Origin of the sequence: Mycobacterium sp. SM3041, assembly GCF_039668335.1 — a bacterium.
In the GTDB taxonomy this organism is placed as follows: Bacteria; Actinomycetota; Actinomycetes; order Mycobacteriales; family Mycobacteriaceae; genus Mycobacterium.
The window spans coordinates 72,359-97,492 of sequence record NZ_JAYXBQ010000007.1; the positions used below are offsets into that span (position 1 = coordinate 72,359).

At 68.6% G+C, this 25,134-nt stretch carries 25 protein-coding genes and 1 pseudogene; 9 read left to right on the top strand and 17 right to left on the bottom strand.

Annotated features, from left to right (window positions below; genetic code table 11):
* Positions 1 to 12 precede the first annotated feature (12 nt).
* Complete coding sequence (locus tag VXD91_RS03425) at positions 13 to 1,407, top strand: copper resistance protein CopC (protein WP_346414669.1); 1,395 nt, start codon at positions 13 to 15, stop codon at positions 1,405 to 1,407.
* A 6-nt stretch (positions 1,408 to 1,413) separates the two neighbouring features.
* Here the strand turns inward: VXD91_RS03425 and VXD91_RS03430 are convergent, their stop codons facing one another.
* Together VXD91_RS03430 and VXD91_RS03435 are read right to left on the bottom strand one after the other, a co-directional pair.
* Positions 1,414 to 1,908, bottom strand: coding sequence for a polyadenylate-specific 3'-exoribonuclease AS (locus tag VXD91_RS03430; RefSeq protein ID WP_346414653.1), 495 nt, complete (start codon positions 1,906 to 1,908; stop codon positions 1,414 to 1,416).
* Positions 1,909 to 2,799 carry a hypothetical protein gene (locus VXD91_RS03435; RefSeq protein ID WP_064858739.1) on the bottom strand — a complete coding sequence of 297 codons (891 nt, stop codon included), beginning with the start codon at positions 2,797 to 2,799 and terminating at the stop codon, positions 1,909 to 1,911.
* A 66-nt stretch (positions 2,800 to 2,865) separates the two neighbouring features.
* Here VXD91_RS03435 and VXD91_RS03440 point away from each other — a divergent pair, with 66 nt between their 5' ends.
* A complete protein-coding gene (locus VXD91_RS03440) occupies positions 2,866 to 4,131 on the top strand; it encodes a glycosyltransferase 87 family protein (RefSeq protein WP_346414654.1) in 1,266 nt (421 codons plus the stop codon).
* Positions 4,132 to 4,296: 165 nt separating this feature from the next.
* Here VXD91_RS03440 and VXD91_RS03445 read toward each other — a convergent pair whose 3' ends face one another.
* The 5 genes from VXD91_RS03445 to VXD91_RS03465 all read right to left on the bottom strand — a co-directional run bounded on the left by VXD91_RS03445 (position 4,297) and on the right by VXD91_RS03465 (position 7,671).
* Positions 4,297 to 4,998, bottom strand: a complete 702-nt coding sequence (locus VXD91_RS03445) for a lysophospholipid acyltransferase family protein (RefSeq protein WP_020103590.1) — start codon at positions 4,996 to 4,998, stop codon at positions 4,297 to 4,299.
* 87 nt (positions 4,999 to 5,085) lie between these two features.
* Positions 5,086 to 5,496, bottom strand: coding sequence for a hypothetical protein (locus tag VXD91_RS03450; RefSeq protein ID WP_082934667.1), 411 nt, complete (start codon positions 5,494 to 5,496; stop codon positions 5,086 to 5,088).
* On the bottom strand, positions 5,493 to 6,746 hold the full coding sequence (locus tag VXD91_RS03455; protein ID WP_346414670.1) for an ArsA family ATPase: 1,254 nt from the start codon (positions 6,744 to 6,746) through the stop codon (positions 5,493 to 5,495). The genes VXD91_RS03450 and VXD91_RS03455 overlap by 4 nt, the downstream gene beginning before the upstream one ends.
* The gene (locus tag VXD91_RS03460; RefSeq protein WP_020103587.1) at positions 6,739 to 7,176 is read right to left on the bottom strand and encodes an SRPBCC family protein; all 438 of its coding nucleotides are present in this window, start codon (positions 7,174 to 7,176) and stop codon (positions 6,739 to 6,741) included. Before VXD91_RS03460 ends, VXD91_RS03455 begins: the two co-directional genes overlap by 8 nt.
* 105 nt (positions 7,177 to 7,281) lie before the next feature.
* On the bottom strand, positions 7,282 to 7,671 hold the full coding sequence (locus tag VXD91_RS03465; RefSeq protein ID WP_212814877.1) for a polyketide cyclase / dehydrase and lipid transport: 390 nt from the start codon (positions 7,669 to 7,671) through the stop codon (positions 7,282 to 7,284).
* A 120-nt stretch (positions 7,672 to 7,791) separates the two neighbouring features.
* Between VXD91_RS03465 and VXD91_RS03470 the strand changes: the two genes are divergently transcribed.
* A complete protein-coding gene (locus VXD91_RS03470) occupies positions 7,792 to 9,582 on the top strand; it encodes a long-chain fatty acid--CoA ligase (RefSeq protein ID WP_212812091.1) in 1,791 nt (596 codons plus the stop codon).
* A 17-nt stretch (positions 9,583 to 9,599) separates the two neighbouring features.
* Here VXD91_RS03470 and VXD91_RS03475 read toward each other — a convergent pair whose 3' ends face one another.
* From VXD91_RS03475 to VXD91_RS03490, 4 genes are all read right to left on the bottom strand, one after another.
* Positions 9,600 to 10,736, bottom strand: coding sequence for a glycosyltransferase family 4 protein (locus VXD91_RS03475; protein ID WP_212812092.1), 1,137 nt, complete (start codon positions 10,734 to 10,736; stop codon positions 9,600 to 9,602).
* 18 nt (positions 10,737 to 10,754) lie between these two features.
* A complete protein-coding gene (locus VXD91_RS03480; protein ID WP_318985169.1) occupies positions 10,755 to 11,432 on the bottom strand; it encodes a peptidase in 678 nt (225 codons plus the stop codon).
* A 131-nt stretch (positions 11,433 to 11,563) separates the two neighbouring features.
* The gene (gene ripC, locus VXD91_RS03485) at positions 11,564 to 12,727 is read right to left on the bottom strand and encodes a peptidoglycan hydrolase RipC (protein WP_318985170.1); all 1,164 of its coding nucleotides are present in this window, start codon (positions 12,725 to 12,727) and stop codon (positions 11,564 to 11,566) included.
* 153 nt (positions 12,728 to 12,880) lie between these two features.
* The gene (locus tag VXD91_RS03490; RefSeq protein ID WP_212812094.1) at positions 12,881 to 13,132 is read right to left on the bottom strand and encodes a hypothetical protein; all 252 of its coding nucleotides are present in this window, start codon (positions 13,130 to 13,132) and stop codon (positions 12,881 to 12,883) included.
* A gap of 131 nt (positions 13,133 to 13,263) precedes the next feature.
* Here VXD91_RS03490 and VXD91_RS03495 point away from each other — a divergent pair.
* A pseudogene (locus tag VXD91_RS03495) lies at positions 13,264 to 15,078 on the top strand (DEDD exonuclease domain-containing protein); the annotation flags it as partial.
* On the opposite strand, the gene trpD reads toward VXD91_RS03495, so the two are convergent.
* Positions 15,016 to 16,107: an anthranilate phosphoribosyltransferase gene (gene trpD, locus VXD91_RS03500; protein ID WP_231506635.1), complete on the bottom strand. Its 1,092-nt coding sequence runs from the start codon at positions 16,105 to 16,107 to the stop codon at positions 15,016 to 15,018. The pseudogene VXD91_RS03495 and the gene trpD sit on opposite strands and share 63 nt — an antisense overlap.
* A gap of 69 nt (positions 16,108 to 16,176) precedes the next feature.
* Here trpD and VXD91_RS03505 point away from each other — a divergent pair, with 69 nt between their 5' ends.
* From VXD91_RS03505 to VXD91_RS03520, 4 genes are read left to right on the top strand one after another with little or no spacing between them, the layout of a single operon-like run.
* Entirely contained in the window at positions 16,177 to 16,788 is a 612-nt protein-coding gene (locus VXD91_RS03505) for a heme-copper oxidase subunit III (protein ID WP_064985843.1), read from the top strand.
* 11 nt (positions 16,789 to 16,799) lie between these two features.
* Positions 16,800 to 17,636 (top strand): cytochrome c, encoded by an 837-nt coding sequence (locus VXD91_RS03510; RefSeq protein ID WP_346414655.1) that lies wholly within the window; start codon positions 16,800 to 16,802, stop codon positions 17,634 to 17,636.
* The gene (locus VXD91_RS03515) at positions 17,633 to 18,796 is read left to right on the top strand and encodes a ubiquinol-cytochrome c reductase iron-sulfur subunit (RefSeq protein WP_064985845.1); all 1,164 of its coding nucleotides are present in this window, start codon (positions 17,633 to 17,635) and stop codon (positions 18,794 to 18,796) included. Before VXD91_RS03510 ends, VXD91_RS03515 begins: the two co-directional genes overlap by 4 nt.
* Complete coding sequence (locus VXD91_RS03520) at positions 18,793 to 20,430, top strand: cytochrome bc complex cytochrome b subunit (RefSeq protein WP_226521417.1); 1,638 nt, start codon at positions 18,793 to 18,795, stop codon at positions 20,428 to 20,430. Before VXD91_RS03515 ends, VXD91_RS03520 begins: the two co-directional genes overlap by 4 nt.
* Before the next feature lie 90 nt (positions 20,431 to 20,520).
* On the opposite strand, the gene VXD91_RS03525 is transcribed toward VXD91_RS03520, so the two are convergent.
* On the bottom strand, positions 20,521 to 21,258 hold the full coding sequence (locus tag VXD91_RS03525) for a hypothetical protein (RefSeq protein ID WP_318985172.1): 738 nt from the start codon (positions 21,256 to 21,258) through the stop codon (positions 20,521 to 20,523).
* Between the two features lie 55 nt (positions 21,259 to 21,313).
* Between VXD91_RS03525 and VXD91_RS03530 the strand changes: the two genes are divergently transcribed.
* Positions 21,314 to 21,913: a TetR/AcrR family transcriptional regulator gene (locus VXD91_RS03530; protein WP_318985173.1), complete on the top strand. Its 600-nt coding sequence runs from the start codon at positions 21,314 to 21,316 to the stop codon at positions 21,911 to 21,913.
* Here the strand turns inward: VXD91_RS03530 and VXD91_RS03535 are convergent.
* From VXD91_RS03535 to VXD91_RS03550, 4 genes are all read right to left on the bottom strand, one after another.
* The gene (locus tag VXD91_RS03535) at positions 21,910 to 22,581 is read right to left on the bottom strand and encodes a DUF2561 family protein (protein WP_346414656.1); all 672 of its coding nucleotides are present in this window, start codon (positions 22,579 to 22,581) and stop codon (positions 21,910 to 21,912) included. The two genes, VXD91_RS03530 and VXD91_RS03535, sit on opposite strands and share 4 nt — an antisense overlap.
* Positions 22,582 to 23,409, bottom strand: a complete 828-nt coding sequence (locus VXD91_RS03540; protein WP_212812101.1) for a hypothetical protein — start codon at positions 23,407 to 23,409, stop codon at positions 22,582 to 22,584.
* A 187-nt stretch (positions 23,410 to 23,596) separates the two neighbouring features.
* A complete protein-coding gene (locus VXD91_RS03545; protein WP_020103569.1) occupies positions 23,597 to 24,016 on the bottom strand; it encodes a cytochrome c oxidase subunit 4 in 420 nt (139 codons plus the stop codon).
* A 10-nt stretch (positions 24,017 to 24,026) separates the two neighbouring features.
* On the bottom strand, positions 24,027 to 25,067 hold the full coding sequence (locus VXD91_RS03550; protein ID WP_346414657.1) for a cytochrome c oxidase subunit II: 1,041 nt from the start codon (positions 25,065 to 25,067) through the stop codon (positions 24,027 to 24,029).
* Positions 25,068 to 25,134 lie beyond the last annotated feature (67 nt).

The following is a 25,134-nucleotide window of genomic DNA, read 5'->3' on the forward strand; positions in this document are numbered from 1 at the left end:
CTCGCGCTCCTGCTGCCGGCTCCCCTCGCACACGCGCACGCCGTCCTGGTCTCCAGCGATCCGGTGGACGGCGCCACCCTGCCGGCCGCGCCGACCCGGGTCACCTTGAGCTTCGATGAGCCGGTTCGCCTGATTCCCGGTGCGGTTCAGGTGATTTCGAACTCCGGCGCGCGGGTCGACCGGGAGGTGCGGCAGCGGTCGGGCAACACCGCCGTGGAACTGGACCTGCCGCCGAACCTGCCACGCGGCAGCTACACCGCGACGTGGCGGCTGATGTCGGCCGACGGGCACGAGGTGTCCGGGTCGGTGAGTTTCGGTGTGCAGCAGGCGCCGGACGCGCCGCCGGAGGTTCGTCCGGTCGCGTCGTCGTCGGCAGCATCGGATGTCGCCCGCGGTCTCACGTACGCCGGCCTGGTGCTGTGCGTCGGTGTGCTCGCGGCGGCCCGGCTGGTGTGGGGGTGGGCGCTCGCGTTGCGCCGCACCCGAGTCCTGGCCGGCATCGGCTGGCTGCTGCTGGCCGCCGCGACCGTCATCAACGCCGTCACCACCGGCCCCGACATCCAGCTCTACGTGCAGGCCGCCCTGCTCGTGCTGCTCGCGGCGACCACCCGCGCCGGCACCGCGCTGTTCGTCGTGATCGCTACGGCACTCGCGGCCAGTGTCGCCGCGTCCGGGCACGCCTCGGCAGGCCCGGACCCGTGGCTCGCCACCACCGTCACCACCGTCCACCTGTTGGCCATGGCGCTGTGGCTGGGCGGGCTGGCCGTGCTGATGCTGGTGGTCCTGCCCGCCCGGCGCAGCGACGAGCTGCAGCGGTGGTCCCGGGTGGCGTTCGGCTGCGTCGCGGCGGTCCTGCTCACCGGCGAGTATCAGGCCTGGCGGCAGGTGTCGCCGATCGAGTCACTCTGGTCGACCGGCTACGGAATGGCCTTGTGCGCCAAGGTTTTCCTGGTGACGCTCATGGCCGCCCTGGCCTACCTCGGCCGGCGCCGGCTCACCCCGGAGCGGCTGCGCCGAACCGTACCGTGGGAGACCGCGCTCGCGGTGCTGGTCTTGATCATGACCACGGTGCTCACCGGCGAGCCGCCCGCCCGCACCACGTACGGCCCCGCGTTCACCGCCACCGCCGCACTCGATGAGGACCGGCAGGCACAGGTGCATCTGGACACCACGCGGCACGGCGCCATCCCGATCGACGTCGCGGTGCCCGGCGCCACCGGGCTGCGGGGCACTCTGTCGAGCGCCGAGATCGCCTCTCTGCCGGTGCGTTTCACGGCGGGTCCCGACGGTCACTGGCACAGCACGTATGCCACCGCGCCGCGGCCGGGACTGTGGACGCTGCAGCTGACGGTCCAGTTCGGCCCGAACGACGCCACCGTCACCAGCGTGCCGTTCCGCGCCTGGTGACCTGAGCTACCGGGGCGCCGTCATCATCTCGGCGATCAGCCGGTAGCGGTGCAGGTTGTGTCGCGCGTCGACCAGCGCGTCGTGGGAATCGCGCGGCCGCGGTGGCATCCGCGGGCTGCCGCAGTCCTCCCAGAACTGCCGCAGTTCGCGGGTGAAGCGCGGCATCGCCGGCGGCAGGTCGGCCATCGGGCCCCACAGCTGGCACAGCACCACGTGGTCGTACGCGCCGACCCAGGCCCACAATTCGATCGGCTCGTCACCGTCGATGTTGAAGAAGTCCTCGAGCTCGGCACGAATCTGCCGCCGCGACCGCCACACCTGCGACGACGGTGACGGCAGCTTCGGCAGCACGTTCTTGCGCACCCAGGAGCCCGCCCGATCGGGGTCGAACTCCGAGGAGACGGCGTAGTACTCGCGCCCGTCCTCGGCGGCCACACCGATCGAGATCAGGTCGATGGTGCGACCGTCGTCGATGAACTCGGTGTCGTAAAAAAACTTCATTCAGGCAACCTCGGTCGGCGTTCGGTCCGGCGGCGCGGGTGCCGCGTGGATCTCGCGGTCGAGCTGTTGGTCCACGTCCGCGTCGTCGGGAAACTTTGGCATACCGGCGATCGCATCCTGTAACCACAGCTTCGCCCGCACCACCGGCCGGCGCAGCCACCGCTCGCGTTCCAGCGCTTTGTGCATCTTGCGCGGCCGGCTCGTGTACCGCCAGCGGGCCCACGGCGCGTGCGGTCGCGACAGCCGGATTGCGCCGATGACCAGCAGCGGTGTGATGAACATCCCAATCAGACCGGTCCACACCTTGCCCTTGAGCAGCACGATGACGGCCATCGCGAGCGTGATGAGGGCCAGCGCGACGACCATGACGCGGGCCGCCACGTCCTGGTCGTCACGCCAGACGGTGATGTCGAAGAACGACAGCGGGTTGAACCCCAGGATCAGCAGGCCGGCCACCGCGATGGCGACGAAGACCGCGTCGACCGAGGTACGGCCGTCCTCGGCCCAATACACGTCGGACAGGTGCAGGATCAGCGCGAACTCGTCCAGGACCAGGGCCGCACCGATACCGAAAAAGATTGCCGCCACGGTGAATTCGGGGACGCCGCCGTCGACCGCCAGCGTCACCATCGTCACGCCCGACACCATCACCAGCACCACGCCGATCACCGCGTGATGGATGTGCAGGCCGCCGTGCCCGATGTTGCGCGGCTGCCACCACTTGCGCGGCGCCGGGTTGTCGGCGTGGGCCCGGATATACCGGACCACGGTGCGGGTGACGAAAAACGTCAGGATGAACGCAATCAGGCACCACAACAGTGGCAGCCGCCCACTCGATACGAACTCCGTAGGTAAGGGCGACCGCACGGGCAGAAACTTACGCCCGTGCATGCGTGTCACTGCCCCGCAGGGCGTCGACGCGCCGGTCCCCCCGATAGGCTGTCCGGCGAGATGCGTATGGGAACTTGGTCGTGGCCCGCCTCCGGTCAACGGCTGGCCTGGCTGCTGTTGCAGTTGCTGGCCATGTTGACGTTGGTATGGGGCGCCTGGCGGCTGCTGGGTCATACGCCGTACCGGATCGACATCGACGTGTACCGCATGGGCGGCCGCGCCTGGCTGAACAACACGCCGCTGTACAGCGAGAGCACCATCTTCCGCACCGAGGCCGGCATCGACCTGCCGTTCACGTACCCGCCGCTGGCCGCGATCATGTTCGCGCCGTTCGCCTGGCTCCCCCTGCCCGCGGCAAGCGTGGCCATCACGGTGACGACGTTCGTGTTGTTGCTGGTGTCCATCGTGATCGTGCTGACCCGCCTGGACGTCTGGCCGCAGTCGCGGCTCGGCGGATCGGCCCTGGCCCGCCGCTGCTGGCTTGCCGTCGCGATCGTCGGGCCGGCCGTGCTGTTCCTCGAACCGGTGCGGTCCAACTTCAACTTCGGTCAGATCAACGTCGTCCTCATGACGCTGGTGATCGCCGACTGCGTTCCCCGCCGTACGCCGTGGCCGCGCGGCCTCCTGCTCGGGGTGGCGATCGCCCTCAAGCTGACCCCGGCCGTCTTCCTGCTGTACTTCCTGCTGCGCCGCGATTTCCGCGCGCTGCTCACCACGGTGGCGTCGTCGGTCGTGGTCACGCTTGTCGCGTTCGCGCTGGCCTGGGGCGACTCGTGGGAGTACTGGACCAAGACGGTCCGCAACACCGACCGCATCGGCACCGCGACGCTGAACACCAACCAGAACATCTCCGGCACGCTGGCGCGGTTCGGGATGTCGGCGACGCCGCGATTCGTGCTCTGGGTGCTGCTGTGCTTCGCGGTGCTGGCGCTGACGGTGTGGGCGGCCCATCGGGTGCTCCGCGCGGGCCAGCCGGTGCTGGCTCTCATGTGCGTGGCGATGTTCGGCCTGGTGGTGTCGCCGGTGTCGTGGTCGCATCACTGGGTGTGGGCCCTGCCGACCATGGTGACCATCACCGTGATCGCCTACCGCGAACGCAGTGCCACTCTCGCCGTGGTGAGCGCGCTCGGCGCGTTCCTGCTGATCTTCACGCCGATCCGGCTGCTGCCCGAGCACCACGAGGTCGACGCGACGGTGTGGCGTCAGGTGATCGGCAGCTCGTACGTGTGGTGGGCACTGGCCGTCATCGCCGCGGCGGGCACCATCACCGGCCGCGGCACGCCGTCAGCCGACGCGGCCGAGCACGTCGCACCGGTCTCGGCGACGAACTGACCGCGCCGGGGGCCCGGCCGGCGCGACGGTGACGACACGGCGGTCCGAGAGCCGATTTTCCGCCACCGCGTCACGTTGGCGACGCGGCGTGCCGGCCCACGAAATCACGTAAGCCGAGGACTGCCGTTTGGTGACGGCAATCCTCGGCTCAGCGTTGTGGCGTGTTCAGCCGGCTTTGATCGCGGGCGGCGGTGTCTTGCCCTCTTTGACGTCGGCCGCGTAGAGGTCGACGTACTCCTGGCCGGACAGCCGCATCAGCTCGTACATGACCTCGTCGATGACGGCGCGCTCGATGAAGCGGTTACCGGCCAGGCCCTCGAAGCGGCGGAAGTCCATTGGCTTGCCGAACTTCACCTCGACGCGCGCGAAGTGCCACATCTTGCTTCCCGGCGGGTTCACGACGTCGGTATTGATCATGGCGACGGGAATGACGGGGATGCCGGTCTCGAGTGCGATGCGGGCCAGGCCGGTCTTGCCCTTGTAGAGCTTGCCGTCGGGCGAACGCGTGCCCTCGGGGTACATGCCGAGCAGCTTGCCCTGGTCGAGGATCTTGGCGGCGGCGGCCAGCGCGTCGGCCGCGGAATCGGCGTTGGTGCGGTCGATCGGCACCTGGCCGGTCGACGAGTAGAAGAACTTGATCAGCTTGCCCTTGATGCCGGTACCGGTGAAGTACTCGGCCTTGGCCAGGAAGAAGATCCGGCGGCGCAGCACCAGCGGCAGATAGAAGCTGTCGACGACGGCCAGGTGGTTACTGGCCAGCAGAACGGGACCCTCGTCGGGAACGTATTCCAGCCCCGTCACTTTCGGACGGCCCAGCAGGCGCAGCAACGGGCCCATCAAGATGTACTTGTAGAACCAGAAGAACATCGAACCTCCCGCTGAGGGCCCCCGGACGGTGCCCCCGACAACTTTACCCACCGACTGTCGGCCCGACCACAGCCCGCAGCGGACTGGTCATTCCTCCACAGATACCGGAATGGACTGGTAGCGACCCGGCCCTGGTGGGCCGTCCGGATCGTCGGGCTGGCGGTGCCTGCCAGCCGGACCGGACGGGTCCGTCGGCGGCTCGGGGTGCGGGCCGACGGGCCCCTTGTCGGCGAGCGCGGCGCGCACCGCGTCGAGAAAAGTCGTGCTGTGTTCGGCGATGGCCGTCAGCATCGGGTGCTGTTCGTCGTTGGCCAGGGCGACCAGTGCGCACACCGGGCACCACACCTGGTTGCAGTCGCTCGGGTTCTCGCCGTCGGCGAGCATGGCCACGGACAGCCGGACGACGGGATCGATCTTGTCGAGAAGCGCCTGGGCCAGCAGCCGCAGGTCCACCGGTAGGTCGCCCAGAGCGTCTGCCCCGAAATCGGTGTGCGTCACTTGGGCCACACCTCCGGGTCAGGGCGAAAACGGACGGTCAGTTCACAGCCGCGCAACGACGCGCCGATGACGATGCAGCGGCGCAGGACTGATGCCAACGGGACCCGGCGCCGGGTGCCACCCGAGCCGATGATCAGGTCGTCGTCGACGCGGCCCAGCGTCAGAGACCCCGGGTCGATTTGCGGCAATTCTATCCGCAGCCGGTAGACGGCATCCAATCCTGAGCCCGATTCGCGGTCGACGACGGGGCGCGGCGGCGCGGGCGGCGCGGCGCCGTGCCGCAGCCGTGACGCCTCGAGCAGTTCCCCCAGTGCCTTCGGCCCGATGGGTTCGCCGGCCAGGTGCGGCACCAGCACCAGGCGCACATCGCCGACGGCGGCATCCAGGTCGCTGAGCATGCTGCGCTGCTCGGCGATGCGCTCGGCGTACCAGTCGAAGGCCGGGTGCGCGGGCAGGTTCACGTACTCGTACGAATCGTCTTGGATCAGAACCTGATTCACGATCAGCTCCGACACGTGCACGCCCATCAGGGTGAGCGACGCCAGCGTCCGCACCGCTTCGGCCACCACCACCCGTTCCGGGGTGAGCACCAGGTGCGCGGTGACGTCCGGCTGGTCGAGCAACTCCCCCAGCGCCTCGGTGGCGGCGGCGAGTCGCTCGACGAGCGTGACCATGGCGACGGTCTTGGCGTCGGCCAGACCGACCGACAGCCGCCGGTGCCGCGGCCAGGCCTTCTCCAGGTACAGGGCGAACGCGGCGGGCAGCGTCAGCATCCGCATCGCGTCGGCCGTCGAGGCGCAGTCGACGATCACGTGGTCCCAGTTGCCCGACGCCGCCAGCTCGGCGACCTCGTGCAGCCCCAGCACCTCCTGAATCCCGGGTAGCGCCGAAAGTTCCTCCGGTGCAACGTCTCCCACATCGGAGTCCGGGAACCGGGCGACCAGCACCGCGGCCACCTCACGCCACCTGGCCTCGAGCAGCGCCAGGGTGTCGAGCGCCAGGGCATCGAGCACGACGCCGGCGCCGTCGTCGACGGGCACCTGCGTGGGCGTCCGGAGTCCGGTCGGCGGGACGTCCGCGCCGAGCACGTCACCCGTGGAGTGGGCCTGGTCCGTCGACACGATGAGGACCCGCTGCCCGGCGCGGGCATCACGCACCGCGGTGGCCGTGGCCACCGTCGACTTGCCTACTCCACCCTTACCGACGAACAGACTGATCCTGGCACGCCCAGCAGGGTCCGCGTCACTCAGACTCGACTCGCTTCTTGAGGTCCTTGAGCGCCGTGTCGGTCAGGCGGCGCTCTGCCTTGCGTTTGAGCAATCCGATCATCGGAATCATCAGATCGACCGACAGTTCGTAGGTCACCTCGGTGCCAGAACCCTTGGGCGACAAGCGGTATGTGCCTTCGAGCGCCTTGAGCAGGGTGCTGGACACCAGGGACCAGCTCACCGACTTGCGGTCGGCGGGCCACTGGTACGTGAACACCATGGTGTCCTTGAGGACCGTGGCGTCGAGGACCATCCGGGCGGTCTTCGGGTAGCCGTCGGCGTAGACGTCCAGGACTTCGGTCTCCGGGTACTCGGCGACCCAGTCGGGATATGAGCCGATGTCGGCGATGACGTCCATCACGGTCGCCGGGTCGGCGTCGATGTAGATGGTCTGCGCAGTCTTGTCAGCCACGTGTCCACTTCCCGAGTTGACGATGCCGGCGCGGGCGTCGCGCGCCCGTCTGCCGAGTTCTCAATGTACCGCCAGCGCCCGGCCCTGGCCGGGCGATGCCGGGGCTCAGGCCAACCGGGATACGCCCACCGGGCGCGACCGCTCGAGATCGGTCTTGATCTCGAAAGCCATGTTCTTGCCGGCCACCCGGCGACGATGGTTGAGGTCTGCCAGGTTCAGCTCGGCCAGCGCGGCACCGGACACGCCCGTCGGCTCGGCGTGCAGGAAGTAGTGCAGCACGACGCCGTCCATGACGGTCTCCAGCCACACCTCCATGGTCCCGGTCAGTGCACCGGTGACGGTCCACCGCTGCCCCGCCGGACCGCGGTCTTCGACGACCGTCAGCTTGAGGTCCGGCCACCAGCGCCGCCAGCTGCTCTGGTTCGCCACGGCGGCACCGACAGCGGCTGGGTCGGCGCACACGAAGGTCTCGTCGGCGATCTGGATGCTGTTCATCCCGACCAGCTTCACATACGCCTCCACAGTGTGATGAAGCACCCGACTACGCTGAGCACGGCATTGCTGTCACGGCACTGCTGCCAGTACTGCTTTGCTCTGACCCGAAAGGCCACATCCGTGCGTGAGTTCAGCGTTCCCGCATCGTTCACCATCGGCGAATACGACAACGTCGTCGCCCCGGTGTACTCCCTCGAGCGCGATGACCCCAAACACGTAGCCATCCAGCGCCTGGTCGGAGACACCTGGACCGACGTCACCAGTGCCGACGTCGCCGCCCAGGTCCGGGCCACCGCCCTCGGCCTGATCGCCAAGGGCGTCAAGCCCGGCGACCGCGTGGTGCTGCTGTCGGCGACCCGCTACGAGTGGCCGATCATCGACTTCGCGATCCTGTCGATCGGCGCGGTGACGGTGCCCATCTACGAGACCTCCGCCGCCGATCAGATCCGGCACGTGCTGGCCGACTCCGGCGCCGTGCTGGCGTTCGCCGAGGCCGACGCCCACGCCGCCAAGATCGAGTCCATCCGGTCGGAGGTGCCCGCGCTCGGTGAGGTGCTGGTCATCGACGGCGGCGCCCTCGACCAGCTGGCCACCGCCGGCGCCGGCGTCGACCGCGCCGAGCTGGACGCCCGCCTGGCCGGCATCAAGTCGAGCGATCCGGCCACCCTGATCTACACCTCCGGCACCACGGGCCGCCCCAAGGGCTGCCAGCTGACCCACGCCAACCTCCTGTCGGAGCTGCGCGGCGTCAAGGCCTGCTTCCCCGACCTGCTCGCCAAGGGTCAGAAGCTGCTGGTGTTCCTGCCGCTGGCGCACGTGCTGGCCCGCGCCGTCGCGGTGGCCGGCTTCAGCAACCAGGTGACCCTCGGCTTCACCAGCGACATCAAGAACCTGGTGCCGATCCTCGGGGTGTTCAAGCCGACGCTCGTGGTGTCGGTGCCGCGCGTGTTCGAGAAGGTCTACAACACCGCCGAGCAGAACGCCCGCAACGACGGCAAGGGCAAGATCTTCCAGATCGCCGCGGACACGGCCATCGAATGGAGCAAGGCGCAGGACACCCCCGGCGGCCCGGGCCTGCTGCTCAACCTGAAGCACACGGTGTTCGACAAGCTGGTCTACGGCAAGCTCAAGGCCGCGCTCGGCGGCAACTGCGTCGGCGCCATCTCCGGCGGCGCCCCGCTCGGCGCCCGGCTGGGCCACTTCTACCGCGGCGTCGGCGTCACCATCTACGAGGGCTACGGCCTGACCGAGTCCAGCGCCGCCATCACCGTCAACCGGGTCGGCGAGTTGAAGGTCGGCACGGTCGGCAAGCTGGTGCCCGGCAACAGCATGCGCATCGCCGAGGACGGCGAGCTGCTGCTGTCCGGCGGCGTGGTGTTCAGCGGCTACTGGAACAACCCGACCGCCACCGACGAGGCGTTCACCGACGAGTGGTTCCACACCGGTGACCTCGGCGCCATCGACGACGACGGCTACCTGTCGATCGTCGGGCGCAAGAAGGAGATCATTGTGACCGCGGGCGGCAAGAACGTCGCCCCGGCCCCGCTGGAAGACGTCATGCGGGCGCACCCGCTGATCAGCCAGGCCATGTGCGTGGGTGACCAGGAGCCGTTCATCGCCGCCCTCATCACCATCGATCCCGAGGCGTTCGAGGGCTGGAAGCAGCGCAACAACAAGGACGCCGGCGCATCGGTGGGCGATCTGGCCGAGGACGCGGCGCTGGTCGCCGAGATCCAGAAGGCCGTCGACGACGCCAACCAGACGGTGTCGAAGGCCGAGGCCATCCGGAAGTTCCGGATTCTGCCGGTCGACTTCACCGAGGACACCGGCGAGCTGACGCCGACGCTGAAGGTCAAGCGCAAGGTCGTCGCCGAGAAGTTCGCGGCCGAGATCGCGGCGCTCTACAGCTGAGCAGCGCTACAAGAGCGCTACAACAGCTCGGATAGCCGCTCGCCCTTGAGCTTCCACTGCCAGTTGTCGACGACGAACTGACGGCCGGCGGCGCCCATCGCGGCGGCCAGATCCGGGTTGGCCAGGACGTCGGTGATGGCGGCGGCGATGTCTTCGACGTCGCGGCCGTCGACCACATGGCCGGTCTTGCCTTCCACGACGGTCTCCGGTGCGCCGCCGGAGTCACCGGCGACCACCGGCACGCCGCACGCCGAGGCCTCGAGGAAGACGATCCCCAGGCCTTCGACATCGAGCCCGTTGCCCCGGGTCCGGCACGGCATGGCGAAGACGTCGGCCATCGCGTGGTGGGCCGGCAACTCGTCGCCGGGCACGCCGCCGGTGAACACCACGTGGTCGGTGACGTCGTAGCGGCGCGCGAGCTTCTGCAGATCGTCGCGGTACGGCCCGTTGCCGACGATCACCAGCGCGGCACCGTCGATCCGCTGCCGGATGACGGGCAGCGCCCGGATCAGCATGTCCTGTCCCTTGCGCGGCACCAGACGGGACAGGCAGACGATCACCGGCCGCTGCCCCAGCCCGTACCGGGCCCGCAGCTCGGCGCGGGCCACCTCATCGGGGACGAAGCGGTCGACGTCGACGCCGGGTGACAGGTATTCCAGCGCGGCATCCGGGCCGAAGGCCGCGGCGAACCGGTTCCGCGTGTAGTGGCTGACGAAGGTCACCACGTCCGTGTTGTTTCCGATGTGCCGCAACGCGTTTCGCGCGACCGGCAGCATCGACCACCCCACCTCGTGCCCGTGCGTGCTGGCCACCACCCGGGTCGCCCCGGCATCGCGCGCCAGCGGGGCCAGCAGCGCCAGCGGCGCGGCCGCGCCGAACCACACGGTGTCGATGTCGTGCTCGGCGATGAGTCGACGCATCCGCAGCGCGACGGTCGGCTCGGGCACCATCAACGTCGTCGGGTGGCGGACCACCTCGTACCCGGCGGCCGCGGCGGCCTTGTCGTATTCCGGCGCGCCCTTCCATTTCGGGGCGTACACCGTCAGCTCGTGCGACCCGCGGACGAGCAGCTCGCCGACCAGACTCTCCAGATACGACTGGATGCCACCGCGGCGGGGCGGAAAATCGTTGGTCAACAGCAGCACCCGAGACATCGCGGTCAGGCTATCGCGTCAGCCCCGGGCCGCGAGCCACCGCTGCCACACAGCGGTCAACGCGTCGCGGTCCGTGCCGAGGGTGGCGGTCAGCGCGGTGTCGAGGTCGGGATGCCCGGCACCGCACGCCGCCAGATACAGCCGGCGCAGCACCGGATCGCCGAACTGCGCGCCGACGAACCGGGCGAACCACCAGGCGCGGTCATAGGCCAGCGACAGCGCCGGCCCGACGATCTGGAAGTCGGCATTGGTGGGTAGCACCGCCATGCCGGCCGGCGCCGGTCGCGGGGTGCGCGGGCGGCTGACGTAGTCGGCGACGCCCTCGGTCAGGCACCAGGGCGCGTCGGCGGCCGTGACGGGCCGGGAGGCGTAGTGAAAAAGCTCGTGGCGCAACACGATTCGCAGCGCCCCGGGCCCCATCGCGGCGGCGCCGGGCGCGAACACGATGCGGTCGACGGTGGTGGCCGCGGCGAATTCTTCCTTCCCGCCGGCCAGTGCCCGGAACTCCTCGTCGGTGCCGGTGGTCACGATGGTGATCTGACGGCGCCAGTCGGCACCCCAGAACGCGGTGACCGCGGCGGCCGCGCCGTCGAGTTCGGCGGTGATGCGCCCCGGCAGCGTCGAGCCGGGATCGAGGACCAGCAGTTCGGCGGTCCGGCCATCGGCCAGCCGGATGGTGGTCGGCGCCGTCGGCATCGGTGGCGCCGTCGGTGGCACGGACGGTGGTGCGGCGGCCGGCACGTCAGCCGCATGGCCGCGGCTCAGCACGAATGCGGCCGCAGCCGACTCTGCGGCGAGAAGGCCGAGAACTACGCGACGGGAGACGCTCAGTAGCGACGCACGTTGTAGATCGGCGCGTTGTCGACCGGCGCCACCCGCACGGGCACACCGAACGTCGAGGCGTGGACCATCATGCCGTCGCCGATGTAGATGCCCACGTGCGAGGCGTCGGAGTAGTAGCTCACGACGTCACCGGGCTGCATCTGGTCGCGCGACACCGGCTGTCCGCCGGCGGCCTGCGCGTAGCTCGAGTGCGGCAGCGAGATGCCGGCCTGCTGGAACGCCCACATCACGAGACCTGAGCAGTCGAACTGGCCGGGACCCGCGGCACCCCAGACATAGGGGTCGCCGATGCGGGTCAGCGCGGCCTGCACCGCGATGGCGCCGGCAGCAGTGCCGCTGCCATCCGACGGGGCGGGCGCACCCTCGACGGGCGGGTTGGGGCCGGCGGCGTTGATGGACGGATCCTGGCCGGGGGCCGGCGGCACCGCGTCCGGGTTCGGCGGGAGGCCGTCCGGGGCCGGGGCGGGCGGCGCGGCGGCCGGAGCCGGCGGAAGGGCGGCCAGCGCCTGCCGCTGGCTCGGCGTCAGCGCGGTGTAGCGGGACTTGACGATGGCGATCTGCACCTGCAGCTTGCTTTGCTTGGACTGCAGATCGGCACGCACGGCGGCGGCCTGCTCGGCCGCGGTCTTGGCTTCGGACGCCAGCTTGGCCGAGTCGGCCTCGGCCTTGGTGGCGGAGTCGGAGGCGCTGTGGAAGTTGGCCATCTGCACGGCCATCTCGCCGGCCATCACGCGCTGGACCGAGAGCTGGTCGATCAGGCCCTGCGGGGAATCGGCGGTGAGGATGGCGTCGATGCCGTCGGTGCGGCCACCCATGTACTGCGCTGCAGCAATCTTGTCGACCGAGTCCTGGTAGGTAGCCAGGTCGTTCTTGGCGACCTCCGCGGCAGCGGCCGCAGCCTCGTGCTTGCTGTCGGCGGCCTTGGCAGCAGCCAGCTTCTTGTCCAGATCGAGCTGCGCGGCGTGCATGGCCTCAGTGGTCTGCTCAGCCTGGCGCGAGAGCTCGTTGAGCTTTGCTACGGCGTCGTCCGCCGGATCGGCCTGGACGTTGCCCGCAAAGGCACTACCAAGTATGGTGAGCCCCGCGATCGCACCGGCTACTGGTCGTTTAAGACCGCAAATGGTGCGGTGCGTGCGGTGGAGACTCAAGATTTCGCGTCCTTCAACTGCGGGTTCGAGCCGCTTCGAACTCAGTGAGGTCTCGAATAGGTTACGAAACGGCATCGGCGTTGTCCAACGGGAATGGCCAATCTATCAGCCCGTCCCCCGATCCCGTTAACCAGCATCACAATGTGAGGGTCGTCACGCTACGCCCGTAGTGCTTGACTTTGTCTCGTTTTGAGTACCCACCCCTCCCTTGGGTCGGCCGATCGGAACCAACCGCAGCCGCGGCGCCATGCCGGCATCGGCGAGCACCTCGAGCGCGCGGCGCTCGTCGTCCAGCAGTGTCTCGGGCACGCCCAGCAAAACACTGACCACGCAGTCACCGCAGCCGGGACCGCGCACCGCGCAGTCGTCGCAGTCGATCTTGACCGGCCCGTTGTCGAACTTCATCTCTGACTCCTTCATCGGTTGAGGCGCACGCTAGCGACGTCCACCGACAAAAAAGTGCGGGTGATCAGCAACCGGATAACGGAATGACATCGATGGGATTTCTTGTCGGTGCCGGCCCCTACTGTCACGTCATGGGCTCCGGCAGCGCCACCGACCAGTTGGCTTTCGACCTCGATGAGGCGTTGCTGCGCGACACCACATTCGTGGTGGTCGACCTGGAGACCACCGGTGGCCGCGCCCGGGCGGACGACACCGGAGGCGGCTGGGACGCCATCACCGAGATCGGCGCGGTCAAGGTGCGCGGCGGCGAGATCATCGGCGAACTGGCCACCCTGATCGACCCGGGTCGCGCCATCCCGCCGCAGATCGTGCAGCTGACCGGCATCACCACGGCCATGGTCTGCGACGCCCCGCGCATCGAATCGGTGCTGCCCACATTCCTGGAGTTCTGCCGCGGCGCGGTCCTGGTCGCCCACAACGCGGGCTTCGACATCGGATTCCTGCGGGCCGCGGCCGAGCGGGCGCAGCTGCCCTGGCCCAACCCGCCGGTGTTGTGCACCGTCAAGCTGGCCCGCCGGGTCCTGACGCGCGACGAGGCGCCGAGTGTGCGGCTCTCGGAGCTGGCCCGGTTGTTCCGCGCCACCACCACACCCACACACCGCGCCCTCGACGACGCCCGCGCCACCGTCGACGTCCTGCACGGACTGCTCGAGCGCATCGGCAATCAGGGCGTGCACACCGTGGCCGAGCTGCGCGGCTATCTCCCGGACGTCACCAAGGCACAGCGCCGCAACCGCAAGCTCGCCGACGCACTGCCGAACTCCCCCGGCGTCTATCTGTTCCGCGGACCGTCCGAGGAGGTGCTGTACGTGGGCACCGCGGTCGATCTGCGCCGCCGGGTGCGGCAGTACTTCACCGGCGCCGATCCCCGCGCCCGTATGAAAGAGATGGCGTCCCTTGCCATTCGCGTCGACCACGTCGAGTGCGCGCACGAGCTGGAGGCCGGGGTGCGCGAACTGCGGCTGCTCGCCGCGCACGCGCCGCCCTACAACCGGCGTTCGAAGGCACCGCACAAGTGGTGGTGGGTGGTGCTCACCGACGAGGCCTTCCCCCGGTTCAGCGTGGTGCGCGCACCGCGCCACGACCGGGCGGTCGGCCCGTTCCGGGCGCATGCCGACGCCGTCGACGCGGCGCTGCTGCTGGCCCGCTTCACGGGCGTGCGGACCTGTACGACGCGGCTGGCACGGGCCGCCCAGCACGGGCCGCAGTGTCCGGAGCGGGAACTGTCGCCATGTCCGGCGCCCCGCGGCATCACCGCCGGCGCCTACGCCGAATTCGCCGACCGGGCCGCGGAAAACATTGCCGGCGTTGATGATTCCGCGCTCTGCACGGCACTGAAACACATCGACGAGCTGGCGGCCGAGGGCCGTTTCGAGAGCGCGGCGCGGCTCCGGGACCACGCCGCGACCGTCATCGACGGATTGTGGCGCGGCCAGCGCCTGCGCGCGCTGACGGCACTGCCCGAACTCGTGGCCGCCCGGCCCGACGGCGCCGGCGGCTGGCATCTCGTCGTGGTCCGGTACGGCCAGTTGGCAGCCGCAGGCAATGCGCCGCGGCGAGTCCCCCCGATGCCCGTCGTCGACGCGATATCCGCTGCGGCACAGGTGATCCTGACATCGGAGCGGCCACTGGGCGGCGCGCCCGTCGAGGAGGTCGCGCTGATCGTGCGCTGGCTCGCCGCGCCCGGTGTGCGCATCGTGCGCACCGATTCCGGCGCCGGGCCGGAGGTCGGCTACTGCTCGCCGATCACCGCCGCGGGGCGGTGGGCCGAATGGGCCGCCACCGCCCGGTCGGCCCGGGCGGCAGCGCAGCAGGCAGAGCGGTCAGACCTTCTGGGTGAACCGAGCCCACCTCGCGAGCAGCTGCTCGGCCGCACCCGAATCGATCGCCTCGGTGGCGCGGGCCAGGCCCCGCTCCCACGCCGGCACCCACTGGGCGTCGCTGGATAGCCCGGCATGAGCCACCATGGCCCCTGCGGCGTTGAGCACCACGGCATCCCGGACCGGACCCTTCTGGCCCGCGAACACCGCCCGCACCGACTCCGCGTTGGCCTTGGCGTCACCGCCGCGCAACTCGCTCAGGTCGGCGCGCGCGAAACCGAATGCCTTCGGGTCCAACGTCAGCCGCTCGACGGTGCCCGCCTGCACCCGCCAGATGGTGCTCGTCGTCGTGGTGGTCAGCTCGTCGAGCCCGTCGTCGCCGTGCACGACCAGGACGCTGGAGCCGCGCGCGGCGAACACCCCGGCCATCACCTCGGCCAGCTCTGCCCAGGCGCAGCCGATCAGGCCGGCGCGCGGCATGGCCGGATTCGTCAGCGGCCCCAGGAGATTGAAGACCGTCGGCACCCCGATCTCCCGGCGTACGGACGACGCGTGCCGGTACGACTGATGGAACTGCGGGGCGAAGGCGAAGCCGATACCCACCTCGGCGACCGAGCGTGCCACGTCGCCCGGCGACAGGTCGATCCGGACGCCCAGCGCCTCCAGGGTGTCTGCACCGCCCGACAACGACGACGCCGCGCGGTTCCCGTGTTTGATCACCGGCACCCCGCACGCGGCGACGACGATCGACGCCATCGTGGAGAGGTTGACGGTGTTGGAGCCGTCCCCGCCGGTCCCCACGATGTCGACCACGTCGCTGCCGATCGCGGCGAGCGCGTCGGCGGGCACTTTTCGGGCGTGTCGCAACATCACATCGGCGAGCTCGGACACCTCCGCGGAGGTGGGTCGCTTCATCTTCATCGCAATGGCGAATGCAGCGATCTGCGCGGGCGTGGCGGTACCCGTCATGACCTGGTCCATTGCCCACCCCGCCTGACCCGCGGCAAGGTTCTGGCCGGTGGTCAGCCGGCCCAGGATCTGGGGCCACAACGGCCCGTCGGTGGTCGGTTCCTGATGAGGATCGGTGGTTGGCACGGACCCGATTATGGCCAATGTCGGCACCCGGGTGGAGTTCAACAACTACAAAGCGTCATACTTACCGCTGTGACGAGCGCTGTAGGTACCTCCGGAACCGCGATCACGTCGCGGGTGCATTCGCTGAACCGGCCGAATATGGTCAGTGTCGGCACCATTGTGTGGCTTTCCAGTGAGCTGATGTTCTTTGCTGGACTGTTCGCAATGTATTTCACCGCGCGCGCCCAGGCAGGCGGCGTATGGCCGCCTCCCCCCACGCACCTGAACCTGGCCGAGGCCGTTCCGGTGACGTTGGTGCTGATCGCGTCGTCGTTCACCTGCCAGATGGGCGTGTTCGCCGCCGAGCGCGGTGACGTCTTCGGCCTGCGCCGGTGGTACGTCATCACGTTGCTGATGGGCGCCTTCTTCGTCGGTGGCCAGGCGTTCGAGTACTTCATGCTCGTCGAAGAGGGCACCACGATTCCGAGCAGTGCCTACGGGTCTGTGTTCTACCTGGCGACCGGTTTCCACGGTCTGCACGTCATCGGTGGTCTGGTCGCATTCGTGTACCTGCTGGCCCGCACGAAGATGAGCAAGTTCACGCCGGCCCAGGCCACCGCTGCCATCGTCGTGTCCTACTACTGGCACTTCGTCGACATCGTGTGGATCGCCCTGTTCGCCACCATCTACTTCGTTCGCTGATCGGCTCGCCGATGCTTCCTATGAGAAGGGGTTCGATGACCAGCAAGTCCCGTCGCCGGCTACACCGGCGCCTCTCGGCAGCGATGCTGCTGCTGCTCGGACTTCTAGTCGCTGGTGGCCTGGCGGCCACCCTGACTCCGCGGCCTCAGGTCGCGAAGGCAGACGAGTCGCAGCTGGCTCTGCTGCGCACCGGCAAGCAGTTGTTCGAAACGTCGTGCGTCTCCTGCCACGGCGCCAACCTGCAGGGTGTGACCGACCGCGGCCCGAGCCTCATCGGTGTCGGCGACGCGGCCGTCTACTTCCAGGTGTCCACCGGCCGCATGCCTGCCATGCGCGGTGAGGCGCAGGCGCCCCGTAAGGACGCGGCGTTCGACGAGCACCAGATCGACGCCCTCGGTGCCTACATCCAGGCCAACGGCGGCGGACCTCAGGTCCCGCGTGACGCCAACGGTCAGATCAACCAGCACTCGTTCATCGGTGAGAACGTCGCCCGCGGTGGCGACCTGTTCCGCCTGAACTGCGCCTCGTGCCACAACTTCACCGGCAAGGGTGGCGCGCTGTCGTCGGGCAAGTACGCGCCTGACCTCGGCAAGGCCGCCGAAGTGCCGGCGCAGGTGTACACCGCCATGCTCACCGGCCCGCAGAACATGCCCAAGTTCTCGGATCGTCAGCTGACCCCGGAGGAGAAGCGCGACATCGTCGCCTACGTCCACGAGTCGGCGAACGCCCGCAGCCAGGGCGGCTACGGCCTCGGTGGCTTCGGCCCCGCGCCCGAGGGCATGGCGATGTGGATTATCGGGATGGTCGCCGTGATCGGCGCGGCTATGTGGATCGGAGCTCGCGCATGAGCGAGAACGTGAACATTCCCAGTGACGACGAACTGCGCGAGATGTCGCGCGAGGAGCTCGTCGAGCTGGGCGGGAAGATCGACGGCGTCACGACCGTCTTCAAGGAGCCGCGCTGGCCCGTCGAGGGCACCAAGGCGGAGAAGCGCGCCGAGCGTCAGGTCGCGGCCTGGCTGCTGCTCGGTGGCCTGTCCGGCCTGGCCCTGCTGCTGGTGTTCCTGTTCTGGCCGTGGGAGTACAAGCCGTTCGAGTCCGAGGGCGAGTTCATCTACTCGCTGGCGACCCCGCTGTACGGCCTGACCTTCGGTCTGTCGATCCTGGCGATCGGCATCGGTGCGGTGCTCTTCCAGAAGAAGTTCATCCCTGAGGAAATCTCGATCCAGGACCGCCACGACGGCGCCTCCCCCGAGGTCCACCGCGCCACCGTCGCGGCCAACCTGACCGACGCGCTCGAGGGCTCGACCCTCAAGCGCCGCAAGCTGATCGGCCTGTCGCTGGGTGTCGGCCTGGGTGCGTTCGGCCTGGGCACCGCGGTCGCCTTCATCGGCGGTCTGATCAAGAACCCGTGGAAGCCGGTCGTCCCGACCGCCGAGGGCAAGAAGGCCGTCCTGTGGACGTCCGGCTGGACCCCGCGTTTCCACGGCGAGACCATCTACCTGGCTCGGGCCACCGGCCTGCCGGGCGAGTCCCCCTTCGTGAAGATGCGCCCCGAGGACATCGACGCGGGCGGCATGGAGACGGTCTTCCCGTGGCGTGAGTCCGACGGCGACGGCACCACCCTCGAGTCGCACGAGAAGCTGTCGGAGATCGCACTCGGTGTGCGTAACCCGGTGATGCTCATCCGCATCAAGCCCGAGGACCTGTCCCGCGTGGTCAAGCGCAAGGGCCAGGAGAGCTTCAACTTCGGTGACTTCTTCGCGTACACCAAGGTGTGCTCGCACCTGGGCTGCCCCTCGTCGCTGTACGAGCAGCAGACCTACCGCATCCTGTGCCCCTGCCATCAGTCGCAGTTCGACGCGCTGCACTTCGCGCGGCCGATCTTCGGTCCGGCGGCCCGCGCCCTGGCGCAGCTGCCGATCACGATTGACAAAGAGGGCTACCTGGTCGCCAACGGCGACTTCATCGAACCCGTCGGACCGGCATTCTGGGAGCGCAAATCATGAGTCCCAAGCTCGCTGACATCGCTGCCGCACAAGGCGATGCGATCGACTCGCGGTACCACCCGTCGGCCGCCGTACGCCGGCAGCTGAACAAGGTCTTCCCGACGCACTGGTCCTTCATGCTCGGTGAGATCGCGCTGTACAGCTTCCTCGTGCTGCTGCTCACCGGCGTGTACCTGACGCTGTTCTTCGACCCGTCGATGACCGAGGTCATCTACAACGGCGTCTACCAGCCGCTGCGTGGTGTGCAGATGTCGCGCGCCTACGAATCGGCCCTCGAAATCTCCTTCGAGGTCCGCGGTGGCCTGTTCGTCCGCCAGATTCACCACTGGGCCGCGCTGATGTTCGCCGCGTCGATCATGGTCCACCTGGCCCGCATCTTCTTCACCGGCGCGTTCCGCCGCCCGCGTGAGGCCAACTGGATGATCGGCTCGGTGCTGCTGATCCTGGCGATGTTCGAGGGCTACTTCGGCTACTCGCTGCCCGACGACCTGCTCTCGGGTATCGGTCTGCGCGCCGCGCTGTCGTCGATCACCCTGGGTATCCCGGTCATCGGCACCTGGATGCACTGGGCCCTGTTCGGTGGCGACTTCCCCGGCAACATCATCATCCCGCGGATGTACGCCCTGCACATCCTGCTGATCCCGGGCATCATCCTGGCCCTCATCGGCGCTCACCTGGCGCTGGTGTGGTTCCAGAAGCACACCCAGTTCCCCGGCCCCGGCCGCACCGAGAAGAACGTCGTCGGCGTGCGCGTCATGCCGGTGTTCGCGATCAAGGGTGGCGCGTTCTTCGCGCTGGTGACCGGCATCCTGGGCATCATGGGTGGTCTGCTGCAGATCAACCCGATCTGGGAACTGGGCCCCTACAAGCCCTCGCAGGTGTCCGCCGGTAGCCAGCCCGACTTCTACATGATGTGGACCGAAGGCCTGGCGCGCATCTGGCCGGCCTGGGAGTTCTACCCCTTCGGCCACACCATCCCGGCCGTCATGGGTGTCGCCGTGATCATGGGTCTGGTGTTCGGTCTGCTGATCGCCTGGCCGTTCCTGGAGAAGAAGTTCACCGGCGACGATGCGCACCACAACCTGCTGCAGCGTCCGCGTGACGTGCCGGTCCGCACCGCCATCGGTGCCATGGCCATCGCGTTCTACATGGTGCTCACCCTGGCCGCGATGAACGACATCATCGCGCTCAAGTTCGACATCTCCCTGAACGCCACCACCTGGATCGGCCGTATCGGCATGGTCGTCCTGCCCGCAGTGGTCTACTACCTGACCTACCGCTGGTGTGTCGGCCTGCAGCGCAGCGACCGCGCGGTCCTCGAGCACGGTATCGAGACCGGCATCATCAAGCGCCTGCCGCACGGCGCCTACGTCGAACTGCACCAGCCACTGGGACCGGTCGACGACCACGGCCACCCGATCCCGCTGGAATACCAGGGTGCCGCACTGCCCAAGCGCATGAACAAGCTCGGCTCCGCCGGCTCCCCCGGCACCGGCAGCTTCCTGTTCGCCGACTCCGCCGTCGAACAAGCCGCCCTCGCCGACGCCGAACACGCCGCCGAACACAAGGCACTCACCGCCCTCAAGGAATACCAGGACGAGATTTCGCCCAACGGCTCCAACGGGCATCACTAGTTCGATCTACGGTTTCGGCCCGGTCTGGTTTTCACCAGACCGGGCCGAAGTCGTTTTCGGGTCCACTCCCCTACCCCGGTGACCAACGCCCTATCCGTTTGCCGCGAACGCCGCCTCGATCCAGTTGCTGAACTCGCACGCCAGGTGCCAGCGATGCTGCGCGATCAGGTACGGCGCGGTGAGCCAAGGGAATTCGACGCACAGCCGGGCATGGAAGCCGCCCGCTTCGTCGCGGAATTCATGCCGGACGCCGCCGATCGCCAAGCCACCCTCGGTACGCGCGACCCCCGCCGCCTCGACGGGGAACGCGGGGTCACGGGGCGTCACGAGCGGTGACGTGTCGTCGTAGTCGACGAAGAACCGCGTCGCCAATGGACTTCCGCCGGTCGTCTCGATGACCTCCTGCCGGCCGTCCGAGGCGGTGTCGATGAGGAAGTGGTCGGGGTTGGCGGCGATCATGCTGCGCGCGTAATCGTCGCGGCCGTCGTCGGTGAACCAGTCCACGAACGCGCGGGCGCTGCCGCCGGTCACGTACAGGTCGCACACACTCGTCGCACGACGTCCGAACGACAACCGCGTCGTACCACGGGCCACCACGCCGGCCGCCCGGACGTCACGCGCCAAGCGACGACGGATGTCGTCGGCGCCCAGAGCCAGCTTGGCGTCGGCGAAAGCTGTTCGCTGCCGGGCGATATCCCCGGCGGGCACCGGCAGACCGATCTTGCCGGCGGCCTTCGGCAGGCGCCTGGCCTCCCAGGCGAGCACCTCGTCGCGAGCTACCGCACGCCCCCCGATCACGGCGTCGATGGTGAGCGTCTGGTCCGGCATGCGAACACCTCCTACACTAAAAGCATCTGTAGTTGCTTTTATATGATGGAGTGCGATGCCCAGTCAAGACTCCGCAGTCCCCCGGCCGCGACCAGGTGGCCGGTCCGCGCGTGTGGTTGCCGCCGTCCACGCGGCGACCCTCGAACTCCTGACCGAGATCGGCTACGACAACCTGCAACTGTCCGATGTGGCCAAGCGGGCGCAGGTGAACAAGACGACCGTCTACCGCCGGTGGCCGACGAAGGCCGCTCTGGTGGCCGACCTGCTGGCGCGCTTCACGGAGAGCAACGTCGCGACGCCGGACACCGGGTCACTGCAGACAGACCTCGAGCAGCTGCTCTCGGACATCGTCACCGCACTGTCCGACCGGGCCATCCGCGCCGTCCTCTACGCCGCGCTGACGGGCGCCGACGACAGCGACGACGTGCGAACCACACAGACCAGGTTCTGGGAGGAACGCTTCCGGTGCAGCGGAGCTGTCGTCGACCGCGCGATCGCCCGCGGCGAAATCCCGCCGGGCACCGACCCGCGCGCGGTGCTGGAGATGGCCGCGGGCCCGGTCTATTTCCGCGCCCTGTTCACCGTAGACGCGGTGACACCCGCGTATCTCAGTGAGACCGCGCGACGCACCATCCGTGCGTTCGCGGAACGCTAGGCCGCCCGGGCGTCCTCGGCTGACGCCTCCAGCACGGCGTGCAGGCTGCGCAGGCAGTACCAGGGAATGGCCACCATGGCAGCCGTGATGATCAAGGCCAGGCCGTACAGGATCCAGGCCAACTCGTCGTGTCGGTCGGCCAGCATGTACGCGCCCAGGAAGACGAACAGTGTCGCGCCCCCCATGGCCGCGGCGATCCCGAGCGTGCAGCGCAGCCACAGCTGATCCACCGCCGCCACCGGAAAGCCCAGCATGCTCGTCGCCGGCGACGCCGAGTAGCGGCGCACGACCGGATCGTCGAAGGAGCGCAGGGCACTCTGCGGGAGCTCACCGGCGGGACGACGGTCGTCGGCCTCGGACGGCCCGCCGCCGAGCAGCAGCAGCGGCGCTGCCCCACCGCGACGGGCGCGCAACAACAGCGGAATGGCGCCCACGATCACCGCCGCGGATACCGCGATGACCGAGTACAGCAGCCACGGCGTGTGCGACGACGCGGCACCCGACGGGTGCCGCGTGCCGAGGTCGACCATCGCGACGACGGCGGCCACGCCGGCGCCCAGGGCAGCGAGCCACACGGCCACCGAGCCGCCGAGCAGAAGACGGTCCAACTGGTCGGGGCTACCGCCGGTCACTCGCGACCGGGTTGAAGTCTCAGCGTTGTACGGCATTTAACAGCTCGTCTGCCAATCATCGTTGGTCTGCGAGGCCAGCGTCTGGCCGTCGCTCGTCACAATCGAACAGTTCAGGTGGCTCAGCCGCAGCAGGCTGGAGGCCTGCACCGAGCCCACGTCGGACATCGAGATCGGTGTCAGAGTGATCATCCACGGGATGTAGACGTTCTGCTGGGTGCGCTGGCGTCCCGCGGCGTCGGTGTACGTCACCGAAATGCGGTCCAGCGGCGCCTTCGTGCCCCAAATTCGGTACGTGACATAGCGCGGCCCGGTCGGCGGCGCGGACGTCGTCGCCGGCGGCGCGGCCGCGGCGGAGCTGGGCGGCGGAGGCGGCGGCTCTTCCGACGGCGGAGGTGGCGGCGGCTGCGTCACGGTCACCGTCGACGGGGGCGGCGGAGGTGGTGGCGGCGGGGGCGCCTCGGTTGTCGTGGGCGGAGGCGGCGGCGTGGTCGTGGTGGTGAACTCGTCCTGGAACGGCGGCGCCGACGTGGTGCTGGTCGACGGCGTCGCCACATTCTCGGAATCGGTGTTGCGGGTCACCAGGATGGCGACGGACGCCACCAGCGAGATGGCCGCGATGATCGCCACGACGCCGACGACCCACGGCCACCGCGGCGGCGGGGTGTCGTCGGCTTCGGACTTGGCCTCGTAGCTGTCGTAGTCGTACAGCGCGGGCTCCGGCGGCACGTACGGCGCGATGGTGAAGTGCTCGGACTCGGGCGCAGAGTAGGCCTGCGAATAGATCTCGGTTTCGCCGGTGCCTTCACCGACTCCCGATGACTCCCGGGCCGCATCATCCGAGCCCGGGGAATGTGACCCGCTCACGTACGCCTATCCCTCTCGACCACTGTGTCGCTGTAGCTGGTGAACGCCGCTTGCGGCGACAGTCCAGCCTTTGGCAGACATTACCCAACATGGGCCCGGCATGGCCGTACCGGACGGCGCCAGAGGACCATCTGACATACGGTTGTGACCTGACCGCAGAGCGATCAGGTCACAGGGGCCGTAGGTGTCAGTGCTTCTCGGGGCCGGTGTAGTACTCGAAAACCAGGCCGGCGACGGTGGCCAGCACGAAGCAGACGCCGGCGACGATCAGCCAGGGCAGCCACAGGCCGATACCGACCGCGGTGGTCGAGGCCGACAGGGCGATCAGCAGCGGCCACCAGCTGTGCGGGCTGAAGAAGCCCAGCTCGCCGGCACCGTCGGAGACCTCGGCGTCTTCGTAGTCCTCGGGCCGGGTGTCGAGGCGACGGGCCACGAACCGGAAGAACGTGCCGATGATCAGCGACAGACCGGTGGTCAGCACCAGCGCGGTGGTGCCGGCCCACTCGATGCCACCGTTGGCGTACAGCGCGGTCAGCGCGCCGTAGCCGACGGTCGCCAAGGCGAAGAAGGCAGTCAGAATCTCGAAAAGTCGGGCTTCGATATGCATGGCGTATCCCCTACTTGCTCGCCTGAGCCGGCGAACCGACCTGCTCGCCGCGGCGAGAGTCGAACGGATGGGTCGTCTGGGCCACCGGCGGCAGGCCGATCGACACCAAGGCGTCGGCGTTGGTCGCCTTCGGGTGGTCGATGCGGTACTGCAGGTAAGCCTTGAACTGCTCCGGCTCCACGACGCGCACCTCGAAGTTCATCATCGAGTGGTACGTGCCGCACATCTCGGTGCAGCGGCCCACGAACGGACCGGTCTTCTCGATCTCGCTGACCTGGAAGATGTTGTCCGAGTGGTTGGCCTCGGGGTTCGGGATGACGTCCCGCTTGAACAGGAACTCCGGCACCCAGAAGCCGTGGATGACGTCAGCCGAGGCGATCTGGAACTCGATGCGCTTGCCCTTCGGCAGGACCAGGATCGGAATCTCGGTGCTGGTGCCGATGGTCTCGACCTTGTCGAAGTTCAGGTAGCTGCGGTCCTCGGGGTTCTCGCCGCGGATCGCGCCGACCTTCTCCTCGCCGTGCTCGTCCTTGCCCTCGGGCTTGGACTTCATGGCTTCCTTACGGGCCGGGTCGGCGCCGTCGTAAGAGAAGGTGTTGTCCTTGAAGGCGACCTTCTGGTAGCCGAACTTCCAGTTCCACTGGAACGCGGTGACGTCGATGGTGACCTCAGCAGGCTTGCTGTGGTCCATCATCTTCTCCTGCACCACGACGGTGAAGTAGAAGAGCACCGAGATGATGAGGAACGGCACGACGGTCAGCACCAGTTCCAGCGGCATGTTGTAGCCGAACTGGCGCGGCAGCTCGGTGTCCGTCTTCTTCTTGCGGTGGAACGCCATCGCCCAGAAGATCAGCGCCCAAACGATGGCGCCGACGACGAACGAAGCGATAACCGACCACACCCAGAGGTCACGGTTTGCGTGCGCTTCTGGCGTGATGCCGGTCGGCCAACCCAGGCCGAAGACTTCTTGCCAGCTGCATCCGCTGAGCAGCAGCGTCGACGCGCCGAGAATGGCGGACAACGCCACCAAACGGAGCCCGCGAGCGGTCACGTTGAGGCCCTCCTAGGAGTCGGTCAAGCCGGTCGAATACTACGCAGCGTAGACCACGCCCGCGGCG

Bases quoted from the DNA above. Each gene is read 5' to 3' on its own strand.
- VXD91_RS03545 (WP_020103569.1), bottom strand. From the start codon at position 24,016: ATGCATATCGAAGCCCGACTTTTCGAGATTCTGACTGCCTTCTTCGCC.
- VXD91_RS03525 (WP_318985172.1), bottom strand. From the start codon at position 21,258: ATGCCGGACCAGACGCTCACCATCGACGCCGTGATCGGGGGGCGTGCG.
- VXD91_RS03520 (WP_226521417.1), top strand. From the start codon at position 18,793: ATGAGTCCCAAGCTCGCTGACATCGCTGCCGCACAAGGCGATGCGATC.
- VXD91_RS03530 (WP_318985173.1), top strand. From the start codon at position 21,314: ATGCCCAGTCAAGACTCCGCAGTCCCCCGGCCGCGACCAGGTGGCCGG.
- VXD91_RS03535 (WP_346414656.1), bottom strand. From the start codon at position 22,581: ATGCCGTACAACGCTGAGACTTCAACCCGGTCGCGAGTGACCGGCGGT.
- VXD91_RS03490 (WP_212812094.1), bottom strand. From the start codon at position 13,132: ATGAAGTTCGACAACGGGCCGGTCAAGATCGACTGCGACGACTGCGCG.
- VXD91_RS03480 (WP_318985169.1), bottom strand. From the start codon at position 11,432: ATGCCGACGGCGCCGACCACCATCCGGCTGGCCGATGGCCGGACCGCC.
- VXD91_RS03475 (WP_212812092.1), bottom strand. From the start codon at position 10,736: ATGTCTCGGGTGCTGCTGTTGACCAACGATTTTCCGCCCCGCCGCGGT.
- VXD91_RS03430 (WP_346414653.1), bottom strand. From the start codon at position 1,908: ATGAAGTTTTTTTACGACACCGAGTTCATCGACGACGGTCGCACCATC.
- VXD91_RS03465 (WP_212814877.1), bottom strand. From the start codon at position 7,671: ATGAACAGCATCCAGATCGCCGACGAGACCTTCGTGTGCGCCGACCCA.
- VXD91_RS03440 (WP_346414654.1), top strand. From the start codon at position 2,866: ATGGGAACTTGGTCGTGGCCCGCCTCCGGTCAACGGCTGGCCTGGCTG.
- VXD91_RS03510 (WP_346414655.1), top strand. From the start codon at position 16,800: ATGCTTCCTATGAGAAGGGGTTCGATGACCAGCAAGTCCCGTCGCCGG.
- VXD91_RS03445 (WP_020103590.1), bottom strand. From the start codon at position 4,998: ATGTTCTTCTGGTTCTACAAGTACATCTTGATGGGCCCGTTGCTGCGC.
- VXD91_RS03435 (WP_064858739.1), bottom strand. From the start codon at position 2,799: ATGCACGGGCGTAAGTTTCTGCCCGTGCGGTCGCCCTTACCTACGGAG.
- VXD91_RS03515 (WP_064985845.1), top strand. From the start codon at position 17,633: ATGAGCGAGAACGTGAACATTCCCAGTGACGACGAACTGCGCGAGATG.